The sequence below is a fragment of the Streptomyces sp. NPDC056503 genome (genome assembly GCF_042794995.1).
GTDB lineage: Bacteria > Actinomycetota > Actinomycetes > Streptomycetales > Streptomycetaceae > Streptomyces.
This window is the reverse complement of the sequence record NZ_JBHTST010000005.1, coordinates 16,151-41,191: the sequence shown is the minus strand read 5'-3', so window position 1 is coordinate 41,191 and position 25,041 is coordinate 16,151. Positions and strand designations below refer to the sequence as shown.

General features: G+C 75.7%; 17 protein-coding genes. 3 read left to right on the top strand and 14 right to left on the bottom strand.

Translation table 11 applies throughout. The annotated features are described in order from the left end of the window. Positions 1–798 carry a class I SAM-dependent DNA methyltransferase gene (locus ACFQ8C_RS02445; RefSeq protein WP_383451454.1) on the top strand — a complete coding sequence of 266 codons (798 nt, stop codon included), beginning with the start codon at positions 1–3 and terminating at the stop codon, positions 796–798. 50 nt (positions 799–848) lie between these two features. Then, entirely contained in the window at positions 849–2,213 is a 1,365-nt protein-coding gene (locus tag ACFQ8C_RS02440) for an MFS transporter (RefSeq protein ID WP_383451452.1), read from the top strand. Between the two features lie 49 nt (positions 2,214–2,262). On the opposite strand, the gene ACFQ8C_RS02435 is transcribed toward ACFQ8C_RS02440, so the two are convergent. The 13 genes from ACFQ8C_RS02435 to ACFQ8C_RS02375 form a co-directional block, all read right to left on the bottom strand. After that, positions 2,263–4,143: a BTAD domain-containing putative transcriptional regulator gene (locus tag ACFQ8C_RS02435; protein ID WP_383451451.1), complete on the bottom strand. Its 1,881-nt coding sequence runs from the start codon at positions 4,141–4,143 to the stop codon at positions 2,263–2,265. Positions 4,144–4,347: 204 nt separating this feature from the next. Beyond that, positions 4,348–7,272 (bottom strand): helix-turn-helix transcriptional regulator, encoded by a 2,925-nt coding sequence (locus tag ACFQ8C_RS02430; RefSeq protein WP_383451450.1) that lies wholly within the window; start codon positions 7,270–7,272, stop codon positions 4,348–4,350. A 104-nt stretch (positions 7,273–7,376) separates the two neighbouring features. Further along, on the bottom strand, positions 7,377–7,577 hold the full coding sequence (locus ACFQ8C_RS02425; RefSeq protein WP_383451448.1) for a hypothetical protein: 201 nt from the start codon (positions 7,575–7,577) through the stop codon (positions 7,377–7,379). A gap of 109 nt (positions 7,578–7,686) precedes the next feature. Beyond that, positions 7,687–10,809, bottom strand: coding sequence for a type 2 lanthipeptide synthetase LanM family protein (locus ACFQ8C_RS02420; RefSeq protein WP_383451446.1), 3,123 nt, complete (start codon positions 10,807–10,809; stop codon positions 7,687–7,689). A gap of 125 nt (positions 10,810–10,934) precedes the next feature. Continuing rightward, positions 10,935–11,939: a hypothetical protein gene (locus ACFQ8C_RS02415; protein ID WP_383451444.1), complete on the bottom strand. Its 1,005-nt coding sequence runs from the start codon at positions 11,937–11,939 to the stop codon at positions 10,935–10,937. A gap of 3 nt (positions 11,940–11,942) precedes the next feature. Further along, complete coding sequence (locus ACFQ8C_RS02410) at positions 11,943–13,229, bottom strand: MFS transporter (protein WP_383451442.1); 1,287 nt, start codon at positions 13,227–13,229, stop codon at positions 11,943–11,945. Further along, a complete protein-coding gene (locus tag ACFQ8C_RS02405; protein WP_383451440.1) occupies positions 13,229–14,572 on the bottom strand; it encodes a discoidin domain-containing protein in 1,344 nt (447 codons plus the stop codon). Before ACFQ8C_RS02405 ends, ACFQ8C_RS02410 begins: the two co-directional genes overlap by 1 nt. Positions 14,573–14,809: 237 nt before the next feature. After that, entirely contained in the window at positions 14,810–16,483 is a 1,674-nt protein-coding gene (locus ACFQ8C_RS02400) for an ABC-F family ATP-binding cassette domain-containing protein (protein ID WP_383451438.1), read from the bottom strand. Positions 16,484–16,736: 253 nt separating this feature from the next. Beyond that, complete coding sequence (locus ACFQ8C_RS02395) at positions 16,737–17,069, bottom strand: hypothetical protein (protein WP_383451436.1); 333 nt, start codon at positions 17,067–17,069, stop codon at positions 16,737–16,739. A 143-nt stretch (positions 17,070–17,212) separates the two neighbouring features. Then, positions 17,213–17,698, bottom strand: coding sequence for an RNA polymerase sigma factor (locus tag ACFQ8C_RS02390; RefSeq protein WP_383451598.1), 486 nt, complete (start codon positions 17,696–17,698; stop codon positions 17,213–17,215). A 415-nt stretch (positions 17,699–18,113) separates the two neighbouring features. Then, complete coding sequence (locus ACFQ8C_RS02385) at positions 18,114–19,733, bottom strand: acyl-CoA dehydrogenase family protein (RefSeq protein WP_383451596.1); 1,620 nt, start codon at positions 19,731–19,733, stop codon at positions 18,114–18,116. A gap of 205 nt (positions 19,734–19,938) precedes the next feature. Continuing rightward, positions 19,939–20,547, bottom strand: coding sequence for a TetR/AcrR family transcriptional regulator (locus ACFQ8C_RS02380; protein WP_383451434.1), 609 nt, complete (start codon positions 20,545–20,547; stop codon positions 19,939–19,941). A 238-nt stretch (positions 20,548–20,785) separates the two neighbouring features. Beyond that, positions 20,786–22,087, bottom strand: a complete 1,302-nt coding sequence (locus tag ACFQ8C_RS02375) for a serine hydrolase domain-containing protein (RefSeq protein ID WP_383451432.1) — start codon at positions 22,085–22,087, stop codon at positions 20,786–20,788. Positions 22,088–22,329: 242 nt separating this feature from the next. On the opposite strand from ACFQ8C_RS02375, the gene ACFQ8C_RS02370 reads away from it, so the two are divergent. Next, entirely contained in the window at positions 22,330–23,283 is a 954-nt protein-coding gene (locus ACFQ8C_RS02370) for a hypothetical protein (protein WP_383451430.1), read from the top strand. Here the strand turns inward: ACFQ8C_RS02370 and ACFQ8C_RS02365 are convergent. Continuing rightward, on the bottom strand, positions 23,273–24,772 hold the full coding sequence (locus ACFQ8C_RS02365) for a cellulose binding domain-containing protein (protein ID WP_383451428.1): 1,500 nt from the start codon (positions 24,770–24,772) through the stop codon (positions 23,273–23,275). The two genes, ACFQ8C_RS02370 and ACFQ8C_RS02365, sit on opposite strands and share 11 nt — an antisense overlap. Positions 24,773–25,041: the final 269 nt, after the last annotated feature.

The following is a 25,041-nucleotide window of genomic DNA, read 5'->3' as shown; positions in this document are numbered from 1 at the left end:
GTGGCCACCACCACACCCGCCGACCACGCCGCCGTCGCCTACGACCTGACCGCGCCCTTCTACGACGCGCTCACCCGCCACGACGACTACGAGGTCTTCGCCTCCGTCCTGGAGGACCTGATCAAGCGGGCCGACCCGCCCGGCCGGCGCCTCCTCGACGCCGGCTGCGGGACCGGCCGGAGCAGCGTGCTCTTCGCCGACCGCGGCTACCGGGTCACCGGCTTCGACATCAGCTCCGCGATGATCGACATCGCCCGGACCCGCCACGCGGACACCGGCGTCGACTTCCACGTCCACGACATCCGGCACCCGGCGCCCGGGGACGGCCCGTACGACGTCGTGCTGTGCATGAGCGACATCGTCAACTACCTCGTCGACGCCGATCACCTGGCGGAGGCGTTCGCCGCCCTCTCGGCCGTCATGGCCCCCGGCGGCGTGCTCGTCTTCGACGCCAACACGGCCCACGGGTACGACCTGATGACCGAGCCCCACGTCATGGAGGACGACGGTCTCCTCGCCCTGCTGCGCGGCCGGCACCTCGACGCCCACGGCCGCTACCGGCTCACCATGGACGTCTTCCGCGAGCGGTCCGGCGAACCCGGCCGGTGGACCCGCGACACGGTCGAACACCACCAGGCCCACCACGGCCAGGACCGGCTCGCCGAGCTCCTCGACGCCGCCGGGCTGCGGCTCGCCGCCCGCCACGGCCTGCACATCTCCGGCACCCTCGCGGACACCGTCGACGAGACCGTCCACACCAAGGGCCTCTACGCCGCCGTCAAGCCGCGCGCGGTCTGACCCCAGCGCACGCGTCGCGCCGCCCGACGCCTCGAACCGGAGAAGATCCCTTGATCAACCGGAACTTCACACTGCTGTGGACGAGCCAGGCCCTGTCCTGCACGGCCGGGGAGATGGCCGCGCTCGCCCTGCCGATGGCGATCCTGGTCACGACGCACTCCCCGGTCGACGCGGGTCTCGTGGCCACCGCCATCGGCATCGCCGAGCTGATCGCCAAACTCCCCGGCGGACTCATCGCGGACACCGTCGACCGCAGACGCCTGATGATGTTCTGCGACGCGGCGCGCGCGGTCCTCGCCCTGGTCCTCGCCCTGGCCCTGGCCACAGGACGGTTCGGCACCGCCCTGGCCATGGTCACGGGGGCGCTCACCGCCGTCCTGTCGACGGTGTTCTCCCCGGCCGAGGGCGGGGTGATCCGCCAGATCGTGCCCCGCGAACGCCGACGCGAGGCGGTGACCACCAACATCGTCCGCACCAACGTGGCCATCGCCGCGGGGCCGCCGCTCGGCGGAGTCCTGCTCGGCTTCGGAGCCCCCCTCGTCTTCCTCCTCGACGGCCTGTCGTACCTGCTCTCCTTCGGGCTGGTCTCCCGCATCCGGTACGAGTCGCCCCCGGCGGCCGAGGGCCCCGCCAAGGCGCGCGGCCTGCGGAACACGGGCGGGGAACTGACCCGCGGCATCCGGTGGGTGCTGCGCCGCCGTCCGCTGCTCGTCCTCATCGGCTTCGTCGCCTACCTCAACCTGCTCGGCCGGGCCGTCGAACTGCTCGCCGCCGTCGAGGCCTCGGACCTCGGCAGCCGGCCCGTCTCCGCCGGTGTCGTCCTGACCGCCGCCGGACTCGGCGGGATCGCCGGCGGCTTCTGCGCGGGGTGGGTGCTCCGGCGGCTGCGGCCCTCGACGGTGATCGGCACCGTCTGCGGGACCTGGCTCTTCCTCATCCCCCTCACCGCCACCGGCCACCAGGTCCTCACCGTCGTCGCGGTCTTCGCCCTGGTCTTCGCGCTGCCCCTGATCGGGGCGCTGGTGTCGCTCTCCGTGATGCTGGACTCCCCGGCACACCTCCAGGGCCGCATCTCCACCGCCACGACCATGCTCGCCGTCTCCATCGCCTGGGCCGGCCCCGGCGCGACCGGCTTCCTCATCTCCGGGTCCGGGGCCGAGACCGCCTCGCTGGTCCTGGCCGCGCCGCTCGCGGTGATGCTCCTGGCGCTCCTGGCGAGCCGGCGGCTGCGCACCGCCCTCGACACGCTCAGCGCGGACGGAACGGACGGACCCGACGACCCCGACGACCCCGACGAACCCGGTGGATCCGGCGAACCCGACGGGCCGGCCGACGCGGCTCCGGCCCCGGCCGGTTCCGGGCCCGCCACCGCGCCGGCGTCCGGGTCCGCGTCCGGGTCCGCCGAGCCCCGGTGACGTCCCGGTGACGTCCCGGTGACGCCCGGGACCGACGGGCCCGGCCCGCTCATCCCCGGGTGAGCATCGGGCTCCGCACCCCTCCGGCCTCCTCCGCCCGCTCCAGCGCGTACAGCCGCACCAGCCGCGGCAGTTCGTAGAGCGCCGAGTGCGCGCTGACCTCGCTCCGCGGCGAGGTCAGCAGACCGGCCCCGATGAGGGTCTCCACCGCGCGCAGGGCCGCCCCCTCGTCGCGGCCGAGCGCCCCGGCCGCCTCGGGCAGGGTGAAGGGGCCCTCCGGCGTGCGGGCGGCCAGCCGCTCCGCGTCCCGGCCGCCCCCCGGGGGAAGGTCGTCCCAGTCGCGTCCCAGCCGCAGCCGTACGGACACGTCCCCGGCCGTCAGCTCGTCGAGCGCCCCGGCGGGGTCGGCCAGCCGGTCCGCGAACTCCCGCAGCGGCATGTGCCGGAGGACCGCGAGGCGCGTCCCGCTCACCCTGACCGCCAGCGGCAGCAGCCCGCAGGCCCGTACGATCCGCAGCGCGGCGTCCCGGTCGGCGCGGACGCGGGCCCGCCCGACGATCCCGCCCAGCAGGTCGAGGGCGCCCTCGGCGTGGAGCGGCGGCACGTCGACGCGGTGCACGGGCGCGAGGCCGCCCAGCCGGCCGCGCGCGGTGAGCAGGACCCGGCCCCGGCCCGCCCAGGCGATCAGCGGCCGCACGGCGTCCTCGTCCGGCACGTCGTCGAGGATCACCAGCGCCCGGTGCTCGGCGAGCCACGCCCGCCAGGCCTCGTCGCGCGGCACGCCCCGGGACGGGGCGGACGACGCCCCGGTCAGGCGGGAGAGTTCGGCCAGCACCTCGTCGAGCGGGCGGCGCGTCCCGGCGCCGTCCCGCATCGGCACGTGGAACCGTCCGTCCTCGAACCGGTCGGCCAGCAGGTGCCCGGCCCGTACCGCCAGGACGGTCTTCCCCGCTCCGGCGGGGCCGGTCAGCAGGACCGCGCCGGCGGGGCCGTGACCGTAGCCGGCGCCGGGGCCGCCCGGGCCGTCGTCGGCCAGCGCGTCCAGGAGCTCCCGCAGCTCCTCGTCGTGCCCGGTGAAGTCGCCGATGTCGGGCGGCAGGACCGTCCCGGCCCCCCGTCGGGCGGAGCCCGGCGTCCCGCCGGCCGCCGCCGTCCCCTCGCCGCCGGCCAGGACCGCCCGGTAGCGGGCGGTCATCGCCCCGCCCGGCTCCAGGCCCAGCTCCCTGGCGAGCAGCTGGCGGTAGTCGTCGTACACGGCCAGCGCCTCGGCCTGCCGGCCGGAGCCGCTCAGCGCGGACATCCAGGCCGCCCTGAGCCGCTCGCGGAGCGGGTGCCGCTCGACGAGGTCGCGCAGGCCCTCGACGAGCGCCGGTGCCCCGCCGAGCTCCAGCTCGGCCTCGGCCCAGTCCTCGTAGACGGTCAGGTGCCGCAGCTCAAGGCGCTCGGCCTCCTCCGCGAGCCGCGGCGACCGGCGGAGACCGCCCAGCGGCGGCCCCTGCCACAGGTCGAGGGCTTCGCGCAGCAGCCGGGCGGCCGTCCGGGGCGGGCGGCCCTGGGCGGCCCGCACCAGGGACCGGAACCGCAGGGCGTCCAGCTCCTCCTCGCCCACGCGCAGCAGGTATCCGCCGGCGGTGTGGGAGATCCGCTCCCGGCCGCCCTCCGGGTCCGGGGGGAGCAGCGCGCGCAGGGCGCTCACGTACACCTGGAGGTTCTTGCGCGCCGTGCGCGGGGGCGTCTCCGGCCAGACCGCGTCCGTCAGCGCCTCCACGGACACCGGGGCGTTGGGGCTGCCGAGGAGCATCGCGAGCACCACCCGCTGTTTGAGCGGGCCGAGGGGCAGCTCCCGGGGGCCGTGGTGCGCCGACAGGGGTCCGAGGACCGAGAAGCGGACGGCGCCCGGGTCGGGCGCGGGCGCGAGGAGTTGCGGCATGGAGCGGACCCTCCCTGGGGTGTGGGAAGCCGGCGCGAGCCGGTCGTCGTACCCCGATGCTCGGGGCCCGCGGCCTCCCGCACATCGGTGCCGGGCCCTTACTGTCGCGGCGGGGGACCCCATGCCGCCGCGCCGTGCCCCCACATTTCCCGCACGGCCCCCACCGCCGGCCGCCCCGAGCCCCCATGCCGGGGCCCGGGGCGCTCAGTCCTCCTCGGTGTTCTCCGCGGACAGGACGCAGAGCGCCGCGCGGTCCGCGCAGCCGGTCTTGGCCAGCAGGCTCGCCAGGTGCTTCTCCACCGTCCGCGGGGAGATGCAGAGCCGCCGGGCGATCTCCTGGTTGCCCGGCCGCTCGGCGAGCAGGACGAACACCTCGTGCTCGCGCGGGGTCACCCCGACCCCGCGCAGCTCCGCCGGGATCCGCTCGCGGCCGCCCCGGCGCTGCGAGACGGTGACGCCGGCCTGCCGCAGCGTGGCGCGGCAGGCCGCCGCCACCGGCTGGACGCCGGCGCCGTAGAAGTACTCCTCGGCGGTCCGCAGCCAGGTCACCGGTTCGCCCCAGCCGTCGGCGAGCGCGGCCTCGGCGGTCAGCCGCAGGGCCAGGTGCCAGGCCTGGGGGAAGACCCGTGCCGCCTCCCCGGTGGCGCGCACGGCCCGCAGCGCGCCCGCCCGGTCCTTCTCCCTGCCGAGCAGCACGGCGTCCGCCATGCCGAGGAAGACGCGGTTCCAGGCGAGCACCGCGCCGGGGGAGGCCAGCGTCTCCCGGTACGCGGCACGGTCGTCCTCGCCGCTCAGGACGCGCAGCAGGGGGCGGAGCCCGTACCGTCCGCTCAGGTAGAAGAAGCTGGGGTGCGCGCGTTCCCACGCCAGCGCGGCGTCGAGTTCGGCCAGCGCCCGCTCCCGGTCCTCCTCCATCAGCGCGCCCATCGCCTGGCACAGCCCCCGTTGGAGGGGGACGAGCATCGACTCCTCGCCGCCCGCGCGGCGCAGCCGCGTCAGTGCCTGGTCCCGCTCGCGGGACCGCCCCTGGTGCGCGGCGGAGGTGGCGCGCACGAGCAGCAGATAGCGGTGGGCCGCGTGGTTGCGGACCCGGGCGCTCGCCTCGACCGACTGCCCGACGATCTCCGCGGCGCGCTCCCAGCCGCCGCCCAGCACCGCCTGCATCGCCAGCATGCCGTCGATGTGCTGGAGGAGCGAGAGCGAACCCAGCTCCCGGGCGGCCGAGCGGGCCGTTTCGAGGCGGGTCGCCTCGCCGGTCCGCATGAACGCGTTGGCGCCGAGCCGGACGAGGGCCTCGGCCCGCCACACGGGGAGCCGGTGTTCCTCGGAGACCGTCAGCATGCGTTCGAGGCAGGCGTCGGCCTCGTCGAAGCCGCGCTCGCGGGAGAGCAGGGCCAGCAACTGCCAGGCCCGGCAGGCCACCACCGGTTTCCGGTGTTCCTCGGCGATCAGCGCGGCACGTCTGGCGGAACGTTCCGTCTCCGCCAGTTCCTCACGCCCCGCGTGGCCGGGCAGCAGCGTCAGATGCCCTTCGACCACCGCCAGCGCCGCCTGGTGCTCCGGGAGCGGCGCCGCCCCGAGCAGGGCACGGGCGGCCCGGGTCAGGAGGAGCGCCTCCTCCCGCTGCTCCGCCATCGCCGCGACCCAGGCGACCTCCACGAGCGCCTCGGCCCGCACCTCGGCCGCCGGCGAACCCGCGGGCACCGGAGCGAGGTCGCCCAGGAGGGCGCGCGCCGTGTCGAGCTGCCCGGACTGGGCCTGCGCGACGGCGAGGGAGACGGTCACGGCGTCCCGCTCGTCGTCGGCCGCCAGCTTGCGGGCCCGCTCCAGCAGCACCACCGCCGAGCTGGACGCGCCGGCGGCGAGCATATGGCGGCCGACCAGCTCCAGCTGGCGGGCCGCCGCTGCCTCCTCGCCGGCCGCGAGCCGCAGCGCCGCGACCAACTGCCGCGTCTCGTCGGAGAGTTCACGGCCAGGGTCGGCGGGCGCTTCGAGGACGTCGGCGGCGTGCCGGGCCAGCGCGGCCTGCTCGGCGGGCGGCAGCGAGGCCCGCAGCGCCTCCGCCGTCAGCACATGACGGAAGGTGTACTGGTCGTGGGCCGCCCCGTCCGGGGTGATGATCCCGGCCTCCGAGGCGGACCGCAGATGAGCGAAGAGTGACCGGTCGTCGAAGCCGGTGACCTCCTTCAGGACGCTGACGGAGAACCGCCCGCCGAGGGTGGCCGCGGTGAGCAGCAGCGTCCGCACCGGCTCGTCGAGCCGGGCCAGCCGGCGCGCCCAGCTGCGGACGATGCCCGTCGGCACGGTGGGGTCGAAGCGCTCGGCGAGCCGCCACCCCTCGTCCGTCCGGCCCAGCCGCCCCGTGTCGAGCAGGTCGGCGAGCAGCACCTCCAGGACGTACGGGTTCCCGCCCGCCCGCTCGGCCAGCAGCAGGTGCGCGGCCTGCGGCACCTCCCCCCGCCCGGTCTCCAGACACGCGGCGATCATGTCCCGTACGGCCTCGTCCCCCAGCGGACCCAGCTCCCGCACCGAGGCGGTGCCGCGCAGCTCCGCGGCGTGGGCCAGGTCCATGGCCGGGCCGGGGTCCGGGCGGAGCGTGGCCACCAGGAGGACCGGTAACTCCGCCACGTTGTCGACCAGGTACTCCACCACCGCGACGGTCTCGGTGTCGGCGTCGTGCAGGTCCTCCAGGAGGATCACACAGCCCCGCTCCCGGCCGAGCACCGACAGCAGCCGGAGCAGCGCCTCGGCCAGCTCGATCAGCGAGTCCGGGTAGCCGGGCGCCGCGCCGCTCCGCCACTCGGGCACGAGACTCGCCAACGCCGGCCGGTAGGGGAGGAGTTCCTCGTCGTCGGGCGTGCCCGCCGCCCGGAAGCGCGAGGACAGGGCCTCGGCGAGCGGACGGAAGGGGACGACGAGCCCGGTCGACGTGGCGCGCCCGCGCAGCACCGGCATGTCGAGGCCGTAGGCGCGGTAGGCGCACTCCCCGGCCAGCCGGGACTTCCCGATGCCGGCCTCGCCCATGAGGAACACCGCGCTCCCCGAACCCCGCGCGGCGCCGTCCAGAGCACGGCCCAGAAGCCCGATCTCGGAGTCCCGCCCTACGATGACCGAAGACGTCGCACGCATGCCCACAAAGTACTTGATCTTCTCCGCGCGCGGCAGAGGGCCCAGGGGAACCCCGGGCCCTCGACACCCTTGCCGAAGAAGCCGTGTGACGACAGGTCAGACCGTCAGTCCGCACAGGTGATGGTCATGGTGGTGAACGGCATGTCCGCCGAGTAGCCGGCCTGGTCCGCCGCCGAGGCCCGCAGGAGCCGGCTGCGCATCCCCAGCCGCCCGCCGACGCCGATCGTGACCTCGCCCGCCGGGTGCCCCTGGGCCACGTTCTCCTGCGCGCCGTCGAGGTGCGTCACCGAGTGGCTGATCTGCATGATTCCCGCCTCATCCTTCGTGGTTGATGTGCTGGACGTCTTCGTGGTCTCCCGCACGGGCGCTCCGCCCGTGCCTCCCCGCCGCCCCTCCCGCGGCCGGCGGGCGCGGTCAGCGGGCGGCGTGAAGGGCCGGTACCGCCCCGCCCCGCGCCGGGCCCGGAGGCACCGGCCGCCCCGCCGGACGCAGGAGCAGCGCAGGCGGCACCTGGTCGGGGAACCCGGCCCTGAGCAGACCGTGCCCCACCCCCGCGAGCCCGGTCAGCAGGCCGGGATGCGCCACCCGGTCCGGGGTGCCGCACACCGGACCCGCCTCCTCGACCGCCGCGAGCAGCGCGCCGGCCCGCCGCACCCAGTGCGGCCGCGCCTCCGGCAGCGCGCCGTGGCCGAGCAGTTCGAGAAGTCCCGTCTCCCCGTGGCAGAGGCTGTCGTCCCCGGACGGCCCGCCGCGGGCCGCCGCCTCGGCGGTCTCCCGCGCCCAGCCGGCCAGGAGCGGGTCGTCCAGGGCGCCCGGACCGTCCACCACCGCGAGCGCGATCCCGGCGCGTCCCCGGCACCAGGCTCCGGGGCGGCCGTCCGGCTCCCCGCCGACCGCCTCCCGCAGCGCGGCCAGGCCCGCCCGCCGGGGGCGCTCACCGCCCCCCGCCTCCGCGAACCGCAGCAGCGCCCAGCCCACCCCCGCGGCCCCCGCCGCGACGTCGCGCCGCCCCCGGAGCTCCGCTCCGGCGACCAGGTCGACGAGCCGGTCGGCGCAGGCACGGGCGGCCCGCCAGGTCTCCGCCCCGCCGGTGGCGCGGTGCCCGGCCAGCAGGGCGACGAGACCACCGGCGGTGCCCGAGCAGAAACCGTGCTCCCGCTCGGACAGGGCCGCCGCGCCGGTCAGCCGCAGGGCCGGCGCGACCCACTCGCCGACCGACGGGTCGTCGAGCAGCCGGGCCGTCTCGGCCAGGGCGTAGGCGATGCCGCCGAGCCCGGAGAACGCCCCGGAACCCACCACGCCCAGGTTGTCGGGGTGTTCGTGCAGCGCGTCCAGGAGCCCGGGGACGGGCGCGAGGGCCGTACGGGCCGCGTCCGCGTAGTGGGCCGCCCCGGTCAGCGCGGCCAACTGGGCCAGGAACAGGGCCGGTCCGGTGTAGCCGCCCGCCAGGTCCGCGGCCATCGGGCCGATCCGCCAGTACCGCTCGTCCAGCAGCTCCAGACCGATCCAGTTCGTGCGCCCCGCGCTCCGGTAGGCCTGGGACACCAGCTGGTCCCCCACGGACCGGGCGGCCGACAGGAGCCGTTCCGGCTCGGGGGCGTAGTCCGCCGTACGGGCCCGCCGACTGCCGGGCGGGCGGTGCGCGGGCTCCCGCGCGGAGGTCGCCATCGCGGCCCGGACGATCCACTCCTGGTCCTGCCGGTCCACCGTGTCGAGGGCGGCGATCCGCTCCCGGACCCGGGCGAGCCCGGGCCGGTCCGTCTCCACCGCCGTCGGCCGCCCGCCGGCGCCCCCCAGACGGGCACGGCCCGGGCGGGCGGTGAAGAGCGGCACGTCACCCGCCCACAGCTGGCCGAGCTCGTCGTCCTCCAGACCGGGGAAGGCGGCCGCACCGAGCCGGTCGGTGCGGAGCGTCTCCAGGATCCGGTGCCGTGCCGCGGCGTCCGCCAGCAGATCGGGATGGGTCGACTCGTCGAGCAGCATGGTGTAGACCCAGGTCGGGCGCGCCACCACCCGCACCTCGTCCCCGGCGAAGGACTCCAACGGGCCGCCGGGCCGCAGCAGTTCCTCACGGGCCCGGCTGATCGCCGTGTACCCGGCGCGGAACCCGGCGCACATCGCCTCGACATGGGCGCCCGGCTCGGCGGGCTCCCCGTCCAGCCGCGGCCGGTTGGCGGACTCGGCCATGGTCCCGGCCCGGCGCACCAGGCGCATGGTGTCGGTGCCGGCGTCGGCCCAGTCGGCGCGGACCACGGGGGAGACCGCCTGCCGGCCCCCGCCCACCCCGGACACGTCCAGCGCGCTGTCGTCCCCGACGAGCAGCTGCGGCAGCAGTCCGACGCGGTACACCGAGTCGTGCAGGGCGCGCGCGGCCGGGTCGTCGGTGCCGGCTCCCGTCAGCGGCGGGTGGAACAGCGTCTCCAGGTCGACCAGGACCGGGTGCTCCCCGACGGCGATCAGGTTCTCGTGGTGCAGGTCGGTCCCGTCGAGCACGTGCAGCAGCGACAGCAGCACCCCCTGGCGGCGGTAGAACGCCTCGACCTCCGCCGGCTCCGCGCAGCCCCGCGCCTCGACGAACTCCACCCACCCGTAGCGCTCCCGGTCGACCAGCCGGAGCGTCCTCAGGTCCACCGCGCCCGGCAGCCCGTTGAACCACGCCACGAGTTCGTTGAAGTGGCGGTGCACGGCGATCGGACGCGGCTTGTAGACCAGCCGGGCGCCGCCCTCGAAGCGGAGCAGCATCACGGAACGGCCGCCCCCGTGCCCGTCCCCGGCCCCCGGCTCGACACCCGTCAGCCGCCCCGGACTCCCGTCCAGCAGGCCGCCGGACACGGCGGGGAGGTCGTCGGCCAGCCGCCCCAGCATCTCGGCGAGGGCGTCGGCCGCGTCGAGGCTCGCCCGGGAGAGGATCCGCGCCAGCACCGGCCGGCCGGTGAGCAGCGCCGTGAGACCGCCGCGCGTGGCGGTGCGCCGGAGGAAGTCCCGGTACCGGGCCCGGGGATCGGCACCGTCCAGCCGTCCCGCGCCGCGCGCCTCGTGGAGTTCGAGCACCAGGGTGCGGGCGGCCATGCGGGCCAGCCGGCGACGGAGGTGACGCTCCAGGTCGGCGCGGACGGCGGGAAGGTCCACCACGGCCCGTACGGACTCCGGCACCGCCGTCAGCAGCCGCTCACCGGCGCAGGCGGCGAACGGCTCCAGCACCCGCTCGAACCCGGTGAGGCCGGGGTGGTCCCCCTCGGGGACCACGGCCTCCTCCGGCGCGGTCCGTACCACCCGCAGGGTGAACTCGGCCCAGTCCGGCGGCTCGGCCGGCGAGGGCTCCGCGTACCGGCCCGGCTCCTGCCCCGCCGGGCGGGCGACCGTGCCGCGCCGCCACCAGCGCTCGTCCCCGAACGGGAGCCGTCCGGCCTCCCCGCCGGCCGGGTCCGGCCGGTCGTGCCGCTCCTGGGGGAGGCCCGCGCCGTCACCGGCGCCCGCGGGCGGCCTCGGACGGTTCCGGACGCCGTCCACCCCGTCCCGCCTCTCCTCAGCCGCCATCGCTCCTCCTCCGCGGTCCCGGACCGACCGGTCGCCGTGCCGCACCCATGCTGTCCCGGGGGGCGGACCCGGGACATGGGGGCACGTCCCCCATCTTTCCGACCCGGCCGGCGGCGGAGGCTCCGTCAGGGGGCGGAGGGCACCGTCGCGAGGGACGGGGAGGAGGCCCGTCCGGCCAGGAGACGGGGGGAACCGGTGCCGTCGGCGGGGACCGACCAGATCCCTCCGCCGTATCCGTACGCGAGGGTCCGCGCGTCCGTCCACAGGGCCTGGTCGTCGAAGCCCCGGCGCTCCGCGACCGGGTGCTCGCGGCCGGTGGCCAGGTCGAGGACGTACAGCCGCCACGGCTCGCGCGGTCCCTCGGAGACCCGCTTCTTGAACGCGATCCGGGTGCCGTCGGGGGAGAGGGACGGGCACTCGACGTTCTCGCGGAGGGCCCGGGCGGACCACGCCGCCAGGTCGCCCTCGACGAGACGGGTCCGGCCCCCCGTGGAGACGGTGGCGTAGAAGCGGTTGTCGTCGGCGGCGAAGGTCACGCCCCAGTAGTTGACGTCGGGGGCGTGGTGGCGGCGGCCGCCGAGGGTCAGCGGGATCTGCTCGATGTTCTTCACCAGATAGCCGGTGCGCAGATCGAGGACGGAGGTGCGGGTGGAGAAGGACGAGCGGGCGTACGAGTCGCCGGTGGCGAACATCGTCCAGGCGAGCAGCGACCCGGAGGCGGAGACCCGGGCCCGGCTCGGGATGCCCGGCAGGCCGATCCGGCGCACCTCGCGCAGCCGCCGGTCGAGCACGATCGCGTACGAGCGGGCCGGGACGCCCGGCCGCCGCTGGAGGCAGAGGGCGGTGTTCCCGGCCGCGTGGAAGCGGTCGCAGGCCGGGCCGCGCGCCACCCGGCCACCGGGCGCCGCCGGGTCGACGCGGGCGACGCGGCCGGTCACGGAGTCCCGGGCGTAGAGCGCGCCGGCCCCGCCGTCCAGGGTGAAGCCGGGCTCGGCCGGGCGGCCGGTGGCGGCCGCCCGGCCCGAGGCCGCCCGCAGGGTGTAGGCGGTCGCCCCGCCGCCGAGCAGCAGGAGCGCCAGGACGATGATCCCCACGCGGGTACGGGCGGAGGCGCCGGTCGGGGCGGACATGGGTCAGTCGGTCCTCTCGGAGGGCTCGGGGGCGGTGCCCGCGGCGGCGGGGTCCCGGGGGAGAAGGCGCGCCGAGCAGCAGACGGCGGCGGCGAGCGCGACGAGGGCGGCGGTGAGCGCGGTCTCCGGGCCGCTCGCCGTCCACAGGGCGCCGAAGGCGACGGCGGCGCCGACGCGGGCCAGCGCCTGGGCGGTCTGGACGAGGGCGAGCCCGCTCGCCTGCCGCCCCTCGGTGAGGAAGGGGCCGGTCAGCGCCATCAGGACGCCGTCGGTCGCGGCGTAGAACGTGCCGAGCAGGGCGAGGACGCCGGGGAGGACGACGGCGTCGGGCAGCGGGACGAGCAGCAGGCCGTAGGCGAGGAGGAGGGCCCCGTGCCCGTACAGCAGGGGGCCGCGCCGGCCGAACCGGTCGGCGAGCCGGCCGGCCGGGACGGCGAGCAGCAGGAAGACGGCGGCGGCGCCGAGCGGCAGGAAGGGGAACCACGTCGGATCGAGCTCCAGCCGGCGCTGGAGCAGCAGGTAGAGGAAGGAGTCGCCGACGGTGGCGGCGCCGAGGAGCCCGGCGCACAGCACGATCCGGCGGTGGCCGGGCGAGCGGAGGACGGCGAGGAGCCCGGCACGCGCGCGTGGCGCCGCCGGAGGACCGGGCCGCGGGGTGGTGTCGCGGGCGCGGCCGGGGACGAGCAGCAGCCAGAGCAGGACGCCGAAGGCGCCGACGCAGAAGCCGACGGCGAAGACGGCGTCGTACGCGTCGGCCGTCGCCCACAGCAGGGCGAAGGCGGCGAGGGGGCCGAGGAGGGCGCCGGTCGTGTCCATGGCGCGGTGGACGCCGAAGGCGCGGCCCAGCTCCCCGGGCGGGCTGTGCAGGGTGATCAGGGCGTCGCGCGGGGCGGTGCGGACGCCCTTGCCGAGCCGGTCGGCGGCGATGGCCCCGGCGATCCCGCCGGTCGCGCCGCCGGCGAGCAGGAGGCCGAGCCGGGAGAGGGCGGAGAGGGCGTAGCCGAGGCCGCCGACCGCCTTGTGGCGCCCGCCGCGGTCGGCGGTGGCGCCGCCCAGGAGCCGCACGAGGGCGGTGGCGCCGGTCGAGAGGCCGTCGAGCAGCCCGAACTGGAGGGGGGAGAGGCCGAGTCCGAGGACCAGGTAGAGCGGCAGGACGGCGGTCACCATCTCCGAGGAGACGTCGGTGACGAGGCTGACCGCCCCGAGGGCGAGGACGGTGCCGGGAACGCGCCGCCGGACCCCCGAGGGGGCGGGCGGCGCGTCCGGGCGACCGGTGGTCGCGAGGTACATCAGTGACAGGTGTAGGTCGGGGCGGAGTCCTTGACCTGGTCGTCGGTGCCGACGTACTGCCAGGTGTAGGTGGTGTCGGTGAGGTCCAGCTTCAGCACGCCGTACGGGCCGCTGATCCGCTTCTGGCTGTGGGGCTGGACGGTCTCGATGTCGTACGGCTCGGCGCCGCCCATGCCGCCGACGATCTCGACGATGCCGTCGGCGGTGGCCCGCCCGTCGGCGTCCTGCGGGGCGAAGCGCTCGTAGTGGTGGTCGTGGCCGTTGAGCACGAGATCGGCCTTGGCGGCGTACAGGATCTTCCAGACGGGCTGGGAGACGGGGTCGTTGCCGTGCCCGCCGGACGAGTACAGCGGGTGGTGGAAGTAGGCGGCGAGGCAGCCCTTGGTGTTCCGCGCGAGGTCGTCCTTGAGCCACTGGATCTGCGCGGCGTCGTCGAAGGAGTTGGAGTCGAGGGCGACGAAGTGCCAGTTGCCCTGGTCGTAGCTGTAGTACGGCTTGCCCTGCGGGTAGGCGATCGCGCCGAAGTACGCCTTGTAGCCGGCGAGGGAGCCGGCCGGGTCGTACGTCTCGTGGTTGCCGGGGACGGGCCGGGTCTTCGCCTTGAAGACGCCCCAGCTCTTGTCGTAGTAGGCGCGGAAGTCGGACAGCAGGGCGTCGTCGTACTGGTTGTCACCCATCGTCAGGTAGAAGGACGGGGCGATCCGCTGGGCGAGGGCCGCCGTCTTCGGGTGGGCGCAGGAACTGCTGGAGGCCGTGCACTGGGCCGCGATGTCACCGGCCGCGACGACCGTGAAGGAACCGGTGGGCGGGGGAGTCGTGCCGGTGGTGCCGTACACCTCCACCGTGTAGAGCGAGTAGCCGTACGAGGTGCCGCGCGCCGTCCCGTGGACGCGCAGGTGACGGCCCTGGCCGGCGAGTCCGGTCCAGTCGTCGGTGCCGCCGTTCCCCGCGGTCTCGGTGGCGAGGCGGGTCCAGGTGGTGCCGTCGGCGGAGATCTCGACGCGGTACGCCTTGGCGTAGGCCGCCTCCCAGACGAGCTTGACGCGGGAGACGGTGGCGGACGGGCCGAGGTCGACGCGGAGCCACTGCGGGTCGACGCCCTCGGCGCTGGCCCAGCGGGTGGCGGAGTCGCCGTCGAAGGCCTTCTCCGGTCCGAAGGTGCTGTCCTCGACGGAGGACGAGGTGGCCGGACGCCCCTGGGAGATCAGGGTGTCGGCGGCGGCGCCGGCCCGGTCCGGGAGGGCGAGGAGGAGCCCGCCGACGAGCAGCAGCACGCCGGCGAGGACGAGGGAGAGGGGAGTGGTCGTGGTGCGACGGGGTGGGGCGGAGGCGAGCAGGCGCATACCTGGACTCCCTGGCCTGAGGAGAGGGGAGAGCCGGACACCGTGCCGGGGCACCACGGTGGGGGCCGTCCGCGCCCTGGGACATGGGCGCGGACGACCGACCGCGTGGCGTTCGGGACGCCACACGACGGGTGGTGCTCGGCGGCCGGGTCAGAGCTCTCACTGAGCGCGTCACGTCCCTCGGGGAGGGCCGCCGCGCCGGGCCGCTGCCGGGATGCTAGCGGATAGGAAGGTTTCCTACCAGGCTGCGGTCCAGGTCGTGGAGGCCCCGGTGGCGGCCCCCTCGGGCGCCCCCGTGGTCCGCAGCGTGCCACCCTCCAGCCGCAGCCAGCGGTCCACCCCGATCTCGGTGAGGAACCGCTGGTCGTGGCTCACCACCATGAACGCGCCCCGGTAGGACCGCAGCGCGCCCTCCAGCTGGCCCACGCTGAGCAGGTCCAGGTTGTTGGTCGGTTCGTCGAGCAGCAGCAGCTGGGGGGCCGGTTCGGCGCACAGCACACAGGCGAGGGTGGCCCGGAGCCGCTCGCCGCCCGACAGGACCCCGACCGGCAGATGGGCCCGGGCGCCCCGGAAGAGGAAGCGCGCGAGCAGGTTCATCCGCTCCGCCTCGGGCCGTTCGGGCGCGAACGCGGCGAAGTTCTCCGCCACCGTCCGCTCCGGGTCCAGCAGGTCCAGGCGCTGCGAGAGGACGGCGACACGGACGTCGCCCCGCCTGATCTCCCCGCCGTCCGGGACGAGTTCACCCGCGACGATCCTCATCAGGGTGGTCTTCCCCGAGCCGTTGGGGCCGGTGAGCGCGATCCGCTCGGGACCCCGCACGGACAGGTCGACACCGCCGGGGCCGAACAGGTCCCGCCCGTCGTGCCGTACCCGCATCCCCTCCCCGAGGAACAGGTCGCGCCCGGCGGGGACCTGGGTGTCGGGCAGGTCCAGGACCAGCCGCTGCTCGTCCCGGAGCGTCCGCCCGGCCTCGTCGAGCCGGGCCTGGGCCTCGCCGACCCGGGAGGCGTGGGTCTGCCCGGCCCGGCCGGCGGACTCCTGGGCACCCCGCTTCATGGTGCCGGCGAAGATACGGGGCAGACCGGCGCTCTTGAGGTTGCGGGCGGCGTTGCTCGCGCGGCGCTCGGCCCGCTCGCGGGCCTGCTGCATCTCCCGCTTCTCGCGCTTCAGGTCCTGTTCCGCGTTGCGCACGTTCTTCTCGGCGACCTCCTGCTCGGCGCGCACGGCCTCCTCGTAGGCGGTGAAGTTCCCGCCGTACAGGCGCAGCCGGGAGCCGCCGAGTTCGGCGACGGAGTCCATGCGGTCGAGCAGCGCCCGGTCGTGGGCGACCACCAGGAGGAGGCCGTCGAAGTCCGACAGCGCGTCGTACAGCCGGTGCCGGGCCTCCAGGTCGAGGTTGTTCGTCGGCTCGTCGAGCAGCAGGACGTCGGGCCGCTTGAGCAGCTGCGCGGCGAGACCGAGGGAGACGATCCGGCCGCCGCTGAGGGTGCCGAGGGTGCGGTCGAGGGCGAGCGCGCCGAGACCGAGCCGGTCGAGCTGGGCCCGGGTGCGCTCCTCGATGTCCCAGTCGTCGCCGATGGTGGCGAAGTGCTCCTCGCCGACGTCGCCGGACTCGACGGCGTCCAGGGCGCGGATCACGTCGGCGACGCCGAGCACGTCGGCGACGGTGAGGTCGGCGGTCAGGGGGAGGGTCTGGGGGAGGTACCCGAGGGTGCCGCCGACGGTGACCGAGCCCGAGGCGGGGCGCAGCTCGCCGGCGATCAGCTTCAGGAGGGTGCTCTTCCCGGAGCCGTTCGGCGCGACCAGGCCCGTGCGGCCGGCGGCCAGGGCGAAGGACAGGTCGTCGAAGACGGGGGTGTCGTCGGGCCAGGAGAAGGAGAGGCCGGAGCAGACGACGGTGGCGTGGGACATGAAGGTGACCTCGCGGGGAGGGAGGGGGGCGAGCGTGGGATGCGGATACGGCTCCGCCCCGGGCAGACAGGGAGAGGGGTACTGGGTACGACGAACCGGCCACCCCGGCGTGCGCTCCTCGGCGCGTCCGGTGGCCGTCAGATCCGGATCTCACCCGGAGATGTCGTCGTCACCCGCCACGTCTGCTGCTCTCCTCGATACACGATCAACGTCCCCACCAGCCTAACAGTCCGCCCCCGCGGACCGGTGGGATTTACGCCCGCGCCGAGGGCCCGGCGGGGTGCGGGTGGGCCTTGGCGAGCGTGCAGACGCCGTCGACGCACCGGCGTTCCAGACGGCCCCGGGAGATCGTCTGCGCCAGGCCGACCGCCCAGCAGGTGGGGCAGCCGCGGAAGGCGATCAGGGCCAGCGGGGCGGCGAGGAGGGTGACCGGTCCGGCCACCGGCACCAGGGCGATCGAGCCGATGACCAGACCGAAGCCGAGGGCGCCGCGTGCGAGGTGGCGAGGGACGGACGTGCTGGCGTAGTCGGGGCTCGGGGCGGGCTTCCTCACGGCGACGGCGTCGAGGACGGGTGGGGTGTTCACGGTCGCGGGTCTCCTTCGTCGGGGCTGGTGCTGGGGCTGGGGCTGGGGTCGGGGTCGGGGCCGGGGGAGGGGGTGGGGAGGTGGTGGGGTCGGGGGCGGTCGGGGCGTCCGGTTCGGGCGGGGTGGCGGGTGCGGCCGGGTGCTCAGCGGGGTGCGTGGCCGGGTGCCTCGCCGGGGGCCCGGTCGGGTGCCGCCAGGGACTCGCGGAGGGCGGCGCGGGCCCGGTGGAGCCGGGACTTCATCGCGGCGGTGCTCAGGCCGAGCGCGTGCGCGACGGTCCGGCCGGGCAGGCCCTGCACGTCCCGCATGATCAGGACCTGCCGCTGGTCGCGGGGGAGGGCCCCGACGGCGGCGGCGATCCGCCGGGCCTCCAGGCGGTGCAGGACCGCCTCCTCCGCCGACGGTTCGGCCGCCGTGTCCGGGCCGGCCGCCCCCGGCTCCTCGGCCCGCGAGACCAGCAGCCGGACCTGCCGGAGGCATTCGTTGCGCACGATGCGGAACATCCAGGAGGCGAGCGCCCCGGTCGCCCGCAGGGTGCCGATCTTCCGGTAGAGGATGATCAGCGCCTCCTGCGCCGCGTCCTCCGCGTCCTGCGGCGAGGCGCACAGCGTCAGGGCGAACTTCCGCACGTGCGGCTGCGATTCCATGACGACGGTGGTGAGCGAGGCGACGTCGCCGTCCTGGGCCGCCTTGACCAGTCGTTCGTCGGGCCAGGAGAAGGGTCGGTTCATGGGCTCTTCCTCGTACTCTGCGGGCTCACGCGGCGCGGGCCCGGATCAGGCGCGGCTCTTGTACCGCCGCATGAGGTGCAGACTGCACGCTCCGACGAGCAGGACTCCGACGACGACGAGGCCGGTGATCAGCATGATGTCTCCTTCCGGTGGGGCCGGCCCTGTCGGCCGGTACGCGGATAAGAGACGGCGGGTCCCGGAAAGGATTCGCCCCCGCCGCGGGAAATTTCCGGGGGCGGGGGCAAGGGCGAGGACGGGGGCGAGGGGTGTCGGGCAGGGGCGTGTGAGCCGGGCCGTCGGGCCGGGGCGCCTGTCAGACCGGCAGGCGCGACAGCAGGCCCGCGAAGTCCGTGCCCGGCGGGAGGGTGCCGAAGGCGAGGCCCTGGTCGCCGGAGAGGCGCGACGCGCAGAACGCGTCGGCGACCGCGGGCGGGGCGTGCCGGACCAGGAGCGAGCCCTGGAGGACCAGCGCGGCCCGCTCGGCGACCCGGCGGGCGCGCAGCGGGGCGTCCTCGGTGAGGCGCAGCTCGCCCTGGAGGGCGGTCCAGGCCGCGTCGAGCCGCCGGTCCGCTCCGGACGCCGCCCCGACCTCCGTACGGAAGGCCTCCAGGGCCTCCGGTTCGCGGGCCAGGGCGCGCAGCAGGTCGAGGGCGCCGACGTTTCCGGAGCCCTCCCAGATGCTGTTGAGCGGTGCCTCGCGGTACATGCGCGGCATGCCCGACGCCTCGTCGTACCCGTTGCCGCCGAGGCATTCCAGGGCCTCGGCGACCGCCGCGGGCTGCCGCTTGCAGACCCAGTACTTGCCGACGGTGGTGGCCAGGCGGAGGAAGGCGCGCTCGCCCTCGTCGCCGAGGCGGGCACGGTCGGCGGCGCCGGCGAGGCGCAGGCCGAGCGTGGTGGCCGCCTCCGACTCGAGCGCCAGGTCGGCGAGGACGTTGCGCATCAGCGGCTGGTCGATCAGCGTCGCGCCGAACACCGAGCGGTGGCGGGCGTGGTGGGCCGCCTGGGCGAGCGCGCCGCGGATGCCGGCGGCGGAGCCGAGCACACAGTCCAGACGGGTCATCGTGACCATGTCGATGATGGTCCGCACGCCCTTGCCCTCGGTGCCGACCAGCCACGCCACCGTGTCGTCGAACTCCGGCTCGCTGCTGGCGTTGGAGCGGTTGCCGAGCTTGTCCTTGAGCCGCTGGATGCGGAAGGTGTTGCGGCCGCCGTCGGGCAGCACGCGCGGGACGAGGAAGCAGGAGAGGCCGCCGGGCGCCTGGGCGAGGACGAGGAAGAGGTCGTTCATCGGCGCGCTGGTGAACCACTTGTGACCGCGCAACCGCCAGGTGCCGTCCGGGAGTTCGGTGGCGGTGGTGGTGTTGGCGCGGACGTCGCTGCCGCCCTGCTTCTCGGTCATGCCCATCCCGGCGAGCAGCCCGCGCTTCTCCGTCGGGGTGCGCAGCCCGGGGTCGTACGACCGGCTGGTGAGCAGCGGCACGTACGTCTTCGCGAGCTCGGGGGAGTGGCGCAGCGCGGGGACGACCGCGTACGTCATCGAGACCGGGCACAGGTGGCCCGGCTCCAGCATGGTGGCGAGCATGAAGCTGCCGGCGCGTGCGACATGGGCGCCGGGCCGCTCGTCGGCCCAGGCGGCGCCGGCGATGCCCTCGCTCACGGAGAGGTCCATGAGCCGGTGGTAGGCCGGGTGGAACTCGACCTCGTCTATCCGGTTGCCGTACCGGTCGTGGGTGCGCAGTTCGGGCTCGTTGCGGTTGGCCTGGTCGGCCCAGTGCTGGGCCTCCTCGCCGGCGACGACGCGGCCGAGGCGGTGCAGGTCCTCCAGGTGCCAGCCGGCGCCCTCCCGCTCGACGCCTTCGAGCAGCACGGGGTCGGCGGCGGCGTCGTGGCCGGTGAGCGGCGGGGTCTGGTTGGTGACGGCGTGCGTCACGGCGGTGGGACGGCTCTGGGGCGCGGCCTCGGCGGTGGTGGTGTCGGAGCCGGGAGTTGTGGTCACGGTGTTCGCTCCTCCGGAAGGCGGGTCGGTACGGGGGCGGTGCGGGGGTGGTGCGGCGCTGGTCTGCGGCGGCGGTCACGACGGCGTTCCGTGAGGGACGGCGGAATCGGCGACGTTCTACGGCGGAAACGGCGACGCTCTACGGCGCGGGGGCGCCCGCGCAGCGCAGCGCCATCGCGGTGAGCTCGGCGAGGAGGGCGTCGGTGGTGGTCGCGCCGGGGGTGCCGAGCGGGTCGACCAGGACCTCGCCGATCGCGCCGGTGAGCGCGGCGGCGGTGATCTCGCCGTTCTGCTCCGGCAGCGCCCCCTCCGCGATGCCCTCCCGCACCACCTCGGCGAAGAGGGCGCGGTAGCGGCGCCGGAAGTCGAGGCGCTCGGCGCCGACGGCGGGCTCGGCCGGGGCGGCGAGCAGGGCGTAGGCGAGCCCGCGGTTCTCCAGGGCCCGGCGGGCGAAGACCTGGATGCCGCGGCTCAGCCGCTCGACGGGATCGCCGGGCGTGGCCAGCACCTCGCCGAGGACCTCCACCTCGCGCCCGGCGGCGCGCCGGAAGACCTCCACGGCGAGCGCCGCCTTGGACGGGAAGTGCTGGTAGACGGAGCCGGCCGCGATTCCGGCGGCGTCGGCGACCGCCGTCACGGACGCCTGGGACCAGCCCACCTCGGCGACGACCGAGGTGGCGCAGGCGACCAGGTGCTCCCGGGCGGCTTCGAGCCGGCGGATCTCGGCGGGGGTCTTGCGGTAGGCCATGAAAGAAGTGAACCACCATTCAGAGTTTCCCGCCACGGTCGGCTCCCCCGGCCCGGGCACACCGGGAGAACGTGACGCACCTCTGCGCCCCGCTGGGCGGAGCCGTTCGCGCGGCCGGCACCAAGGAGGCCCTCGTCTGTGGCGAACGGAGCCGGACCTAGGGCGAGTTCGCCACCGCGGCCCGGCACGCCGCGACCCTGTCGGGCGTCTTCCGGCCGACCCCGCGCGGCCAACCGGATCAGCCGAAGTCGGGGATGGGGTGGTCGGGGGCCAGGGCGGCGGCGATGCGCTGGGTGATGACGTGGGCGGTGTGCCCGCTCGCGGAACCCGGGCTCAGGGTCGTCGAGACGGCGATGGCGAGGCGCGAGGAGGGGAGGTACGCCTGGGACGCCGAGTAGCCGAAGAACAGCGGGTGTTGGGCGATCCAGTCGCCGAGGACGAGCACGCCGAGGCCGTAGTGGGTCCGCTCGGTCTGGGCGAGGCAGACCGTGGCCGGGCACTTCCGGGTGGCGTGGCCGAGGCCGACCGTCCCGGGATCCAGCAGCTCGCGGTACGAGGCCGGGGAGAGGAGCCGGCCGGAGCCGATGCCGCCGGCCGAGGCGGCGAGGTCGCAGATGTCGGTGGTCTGCACGGCGCCGGGCGCGGTGGTCCACGAGGGGTTCCAGAAGGAGGACTCCTCGTAGGTGCCGCGGTCGGCGGTGAAGGCGTGCAGGACGGGCTCCGGGATGGCCGGGGTGAAACCGTTGCGGGTCTCGGACAGCCCCAGCGGCCGCAGCACCTGGCGGCGCAGCAGCACGTCGAGCCGGGTACCGGTGATCTTCTCCAGGGCGGCGCCGAGGAGGACGAAGTTGGCGTGCGAGTAGCTCCAGTTGGTTCCCGGCTCGTACCAACGGTCCTCGTCCGTGGCGAGGTCGACCAGTTCGCGGGCGGTCCACTGGCGGAACGGGTTCGCCACCACGGCCTGTTGGAAGGTGGGGAGCCGGACGTAGTCGACGAGACCGGTGGTGGAGGCGGCGAGCATCCGCAGCGTGATCCGGTCGCCGTCCGGCAGCTCCGGCAGCCAGCGCGAGACCGGGTCGTCGAGCCCGACCCTGCCCTGGTCGACCAGGCGCAGCAGGGCGGTGCCCATGTAGCTGATCGCGATGTTCCCGTTCCTGAAGTGCATCGCGGGGTCGGCCGGGACCCCGGTCATCGACTCGCCGAGCGCGGTGGTGACGACCTCGCGGTCGCCGTCGGTGACGCGCACGATCACCGACTTGAGCCCCAGCTCGGTCTTGGCGCGCTCCGCGATCCGCGCCACCTCCCGGGCCGGGCCGTGGCCCGGCACCTCCGAGGCGACGCAGGGGTGGCCGCGACCGTCGCCACCGGCCGGGCCGGCGGAGGGGACCGCGGAGGCCGCCTGACCGGCCGCGGGGGAGACGAGGGCGGTGAGGGCGAGGATCGCGGTGAGGGCGGCGAGGCGCTTCCGGGACAGCGGGCGGGACGCCGAACCGGACGGCGAGCGGGAGAGCGAACCGGACAGCGGACGGGCTGGTCTCATGGCCGGAGTATCGGCCGGGCCGATGGCGGCGCGGCGCGGCGGGGACCCGACGCGCACGCACGTCACCCGTCTGTCTGTCCTCCGGGCCGAGCCGGGCCGGGCGGGGTCGGTCCGGGCCGGTCCGGGGCGGTCTGGGCCGAGCCGAGCCGGGCCCGGCCGGGCGGGGGCGAGGGCGGGCCCGACCGTGGTCGAGGGCCGGGGCGGGGGCGGCGTTGTCAGTGGCCTCTGGTTGCATGCCGGGCGTGAACCTGCCGCACGAGCACGACGAAGCCCCCGCCGAACTCCTCGCCCGGCTGCACCGCAGGGCCTGGGCCGACACCGACGAGCTCCGCTGCCGGGAGCCCGGCCACCCGGACGGCCACGTCTGTCTGACGGCGCCCGCCGGGGAGGTCGCCCTCGACGCCCTCCGGCGGGCGCTCGTCGAGCGGTACGGGCGGGCGCGGAACCTCGCGAGGGACGGGTACGCCGACCCGACCGTCACCGTCCACACCGGCCTGCCGCTGCTCGCCCCCTTCGGGGACCGGATCGTCGCCATGCGGGGCTGGTCCCACGGCGGACGGTGGATCGGCTTCGGAACCGTACGGGGGCCGCTCGGCGGCGTGCCCGTGCTGCTGGTCGCGGAGGGCCGCGGTCCGGGCGCCGAGGTTCCCGAGGGCTCCACCTGGCTGGGCGGGATCGTCGCCACGACCGGCCGGGACCTCGCCGCGCCCCGCCACGCGGTCGACTGGGCGGACGTCGAGGCCCGGCTCGGCACGGCGCTCCCCGTCGACTACAAGCAGCTCGCCGAGGTCTTCGGCGAGGGCGCCTTCGACGACTACCTCCGGCTGTACGTTCCCGGCTCCGACGCCCGCGGGTCGGACCTCACCGGGAACGCGTTCCGGCTGGCCGGGCACGTGCGCGCGCACGGTGGCGCGCTGTGGGAGCCGTACGCGGTGTATCCGGCGCCCGGCGGCCTGCTCCAGTGGGGGGACACGGAGCAGGCCGCCACGTTCTACTGGCTCACCGAGGGCGGCGACCCCGACCGCTGGCCGGTCCTCGCCGTCGAGGAGGACTTCGACTCCTGGGTCCGGTTCGACGGCACGGTCACCGAGTTCCTGTACCGCGTGCTCACCGACCCGCACCACCCCTTCTCCACGGCCCGGTACTTCGACCGGCACTGGTTCGAGCCCTACGGGGAGCCGGACCTCACGGCGTGACCGCGATGTTGGTGAGCCCCGCGGTGGCGCCCCGCACCGTGTTCGAGGCGTGCACGACGTTGAGCCGGCCCGGGCACTTGGACGTCGAGGTGATCCGGACGGCGTACGCGCCCACCCCGCCCAGATCCGAGGAGTTGCCGCGCCAGACGTTGCCGCAGCCGTTCGGGAAGGCCGGCGTGGTGGCCGGGTTGTGGGTCTCGTATCCGTTGGCGAAGGTGCCCGGCGCGGCGAAGGTGCCGGTGTTGCCCTCGACGAGGTAGTCGACGCCCTTCACGTCGATCCACGAGTCCGCCGAGTTCTGGCCGGTGATCCCGCGCCCGTCGAAGGTGTTGCCGCGGATCACGCCGCCGAAGGTGCCCTCCTTGACGTCGATGGCCTCGGCGGCGACGTTCGGGCCGATCCGGTTGTTCTCCACCAGCACCCGGTCCGAACGGTCGGCGCCGCCCTCGTTGCCGTGGCAGCCCCAGTTGGAGCCCGCCGAGCCGATGTACACGCCCTCGCCGTACCCCGGCTGGACCAGGCCCGTCTCCTCGACCGTCGAGTCGCGGAGCACGCCGTCCGCGGAGGAGCGCCGGAAGTGCACTCCCTCCTCCTCGACGTGGTGCACGTACAGCCCGTCCGCCCTCACGTGCGGGGAGGCGTCGACGACCACGCCCTTCTTGGAGTCCCGGACGGTGAAGCCCTCCAGGTTCCAGTAGGGCGCCTGGTACAGCCACAGGCCGTACCCGGGATCCCAGCCGGCGGTGGGCACGGGACAGGAGGGGCCGCTGCCGGACGGCCCGTCGTTGACGAGCACGGCGGTGCGCGGGCCGGTGAGCGTGATCGGCCGGTCCGCGGCGCCGGGCCGCTGGGCGACGAAGGAGCCCCGGTACTCGCCGGGGGCCATCCGGATCGTCTGCCCGGGCGCCGCCGCGGCGAGCGCGGCACGGAGCTCCGCGGCGGTGTCGACGTCGACGACGGAGCCGGCGGGCGGCGGCGTGGTGGGCGTCGGAGTCGTGGCCGTGGGGGAGGGGGTGGGGGTCGGTGTGGGCGTCGGGGTGGGGGTCGGCGTGGGAGTCGAGGTCGGCGTGGGGGTGCCGCCCTGGCACGGGGCGCCGTTGACCGTGCAGTTGAGCGGCAGGCCGAGGCCGCTGGCGTTGAAGCCGAAGCCCTGCGTCGCGCCCGGGGCGATCGAGCCGTTCCAGGAGACGGCGGTGAAGGTGTAGTGCCGGCCGCTCTGGGTCTTCGTCGCCGACCAGTGGCTGCTGACCGAGGTGCCCTCCGGCAGGTCGAACTCGACCGTCCAGCCGTTCGCCGTGGTGTCCCCGCCGTTGGCCACGGTCACGTCGGCGCCGTACCCGGTGCTCCAGGCACTGGCCCGGGTGACCGAGGCGGTGAGGGCGGGGGAGGGGGCCGTGTCGGCGGCGGCCCGGGCCGACGGGGTCAGGAGCCCCGCGGCGATCAGGCCGGCGAGGGCCGTCGCGGCCACGGCCGGAATCGCTCTGCGCATGATGGGTCGTCTCCTCCTGCCGGACGGCGGCGGGTCGGTCGGCGTTTGTTGTCAGTAAAGCTTCCTTACTGTTGCGGGCACGTCAACGGGAGCGACGGATCGATCCTTCTGGAGCGGTGCCCCGGACACGCCCCGAACGTGCCCCGGACACGCCCCGAACGTGCCCCGGACACGCCCCGAACGTGCCCCGGACACGTCCCGAAAGCGCCCCGGACACGTTCCGAACGCGCCCCGAACAACGCGCACTTCGCGCCACGGCGGGGCGCGGC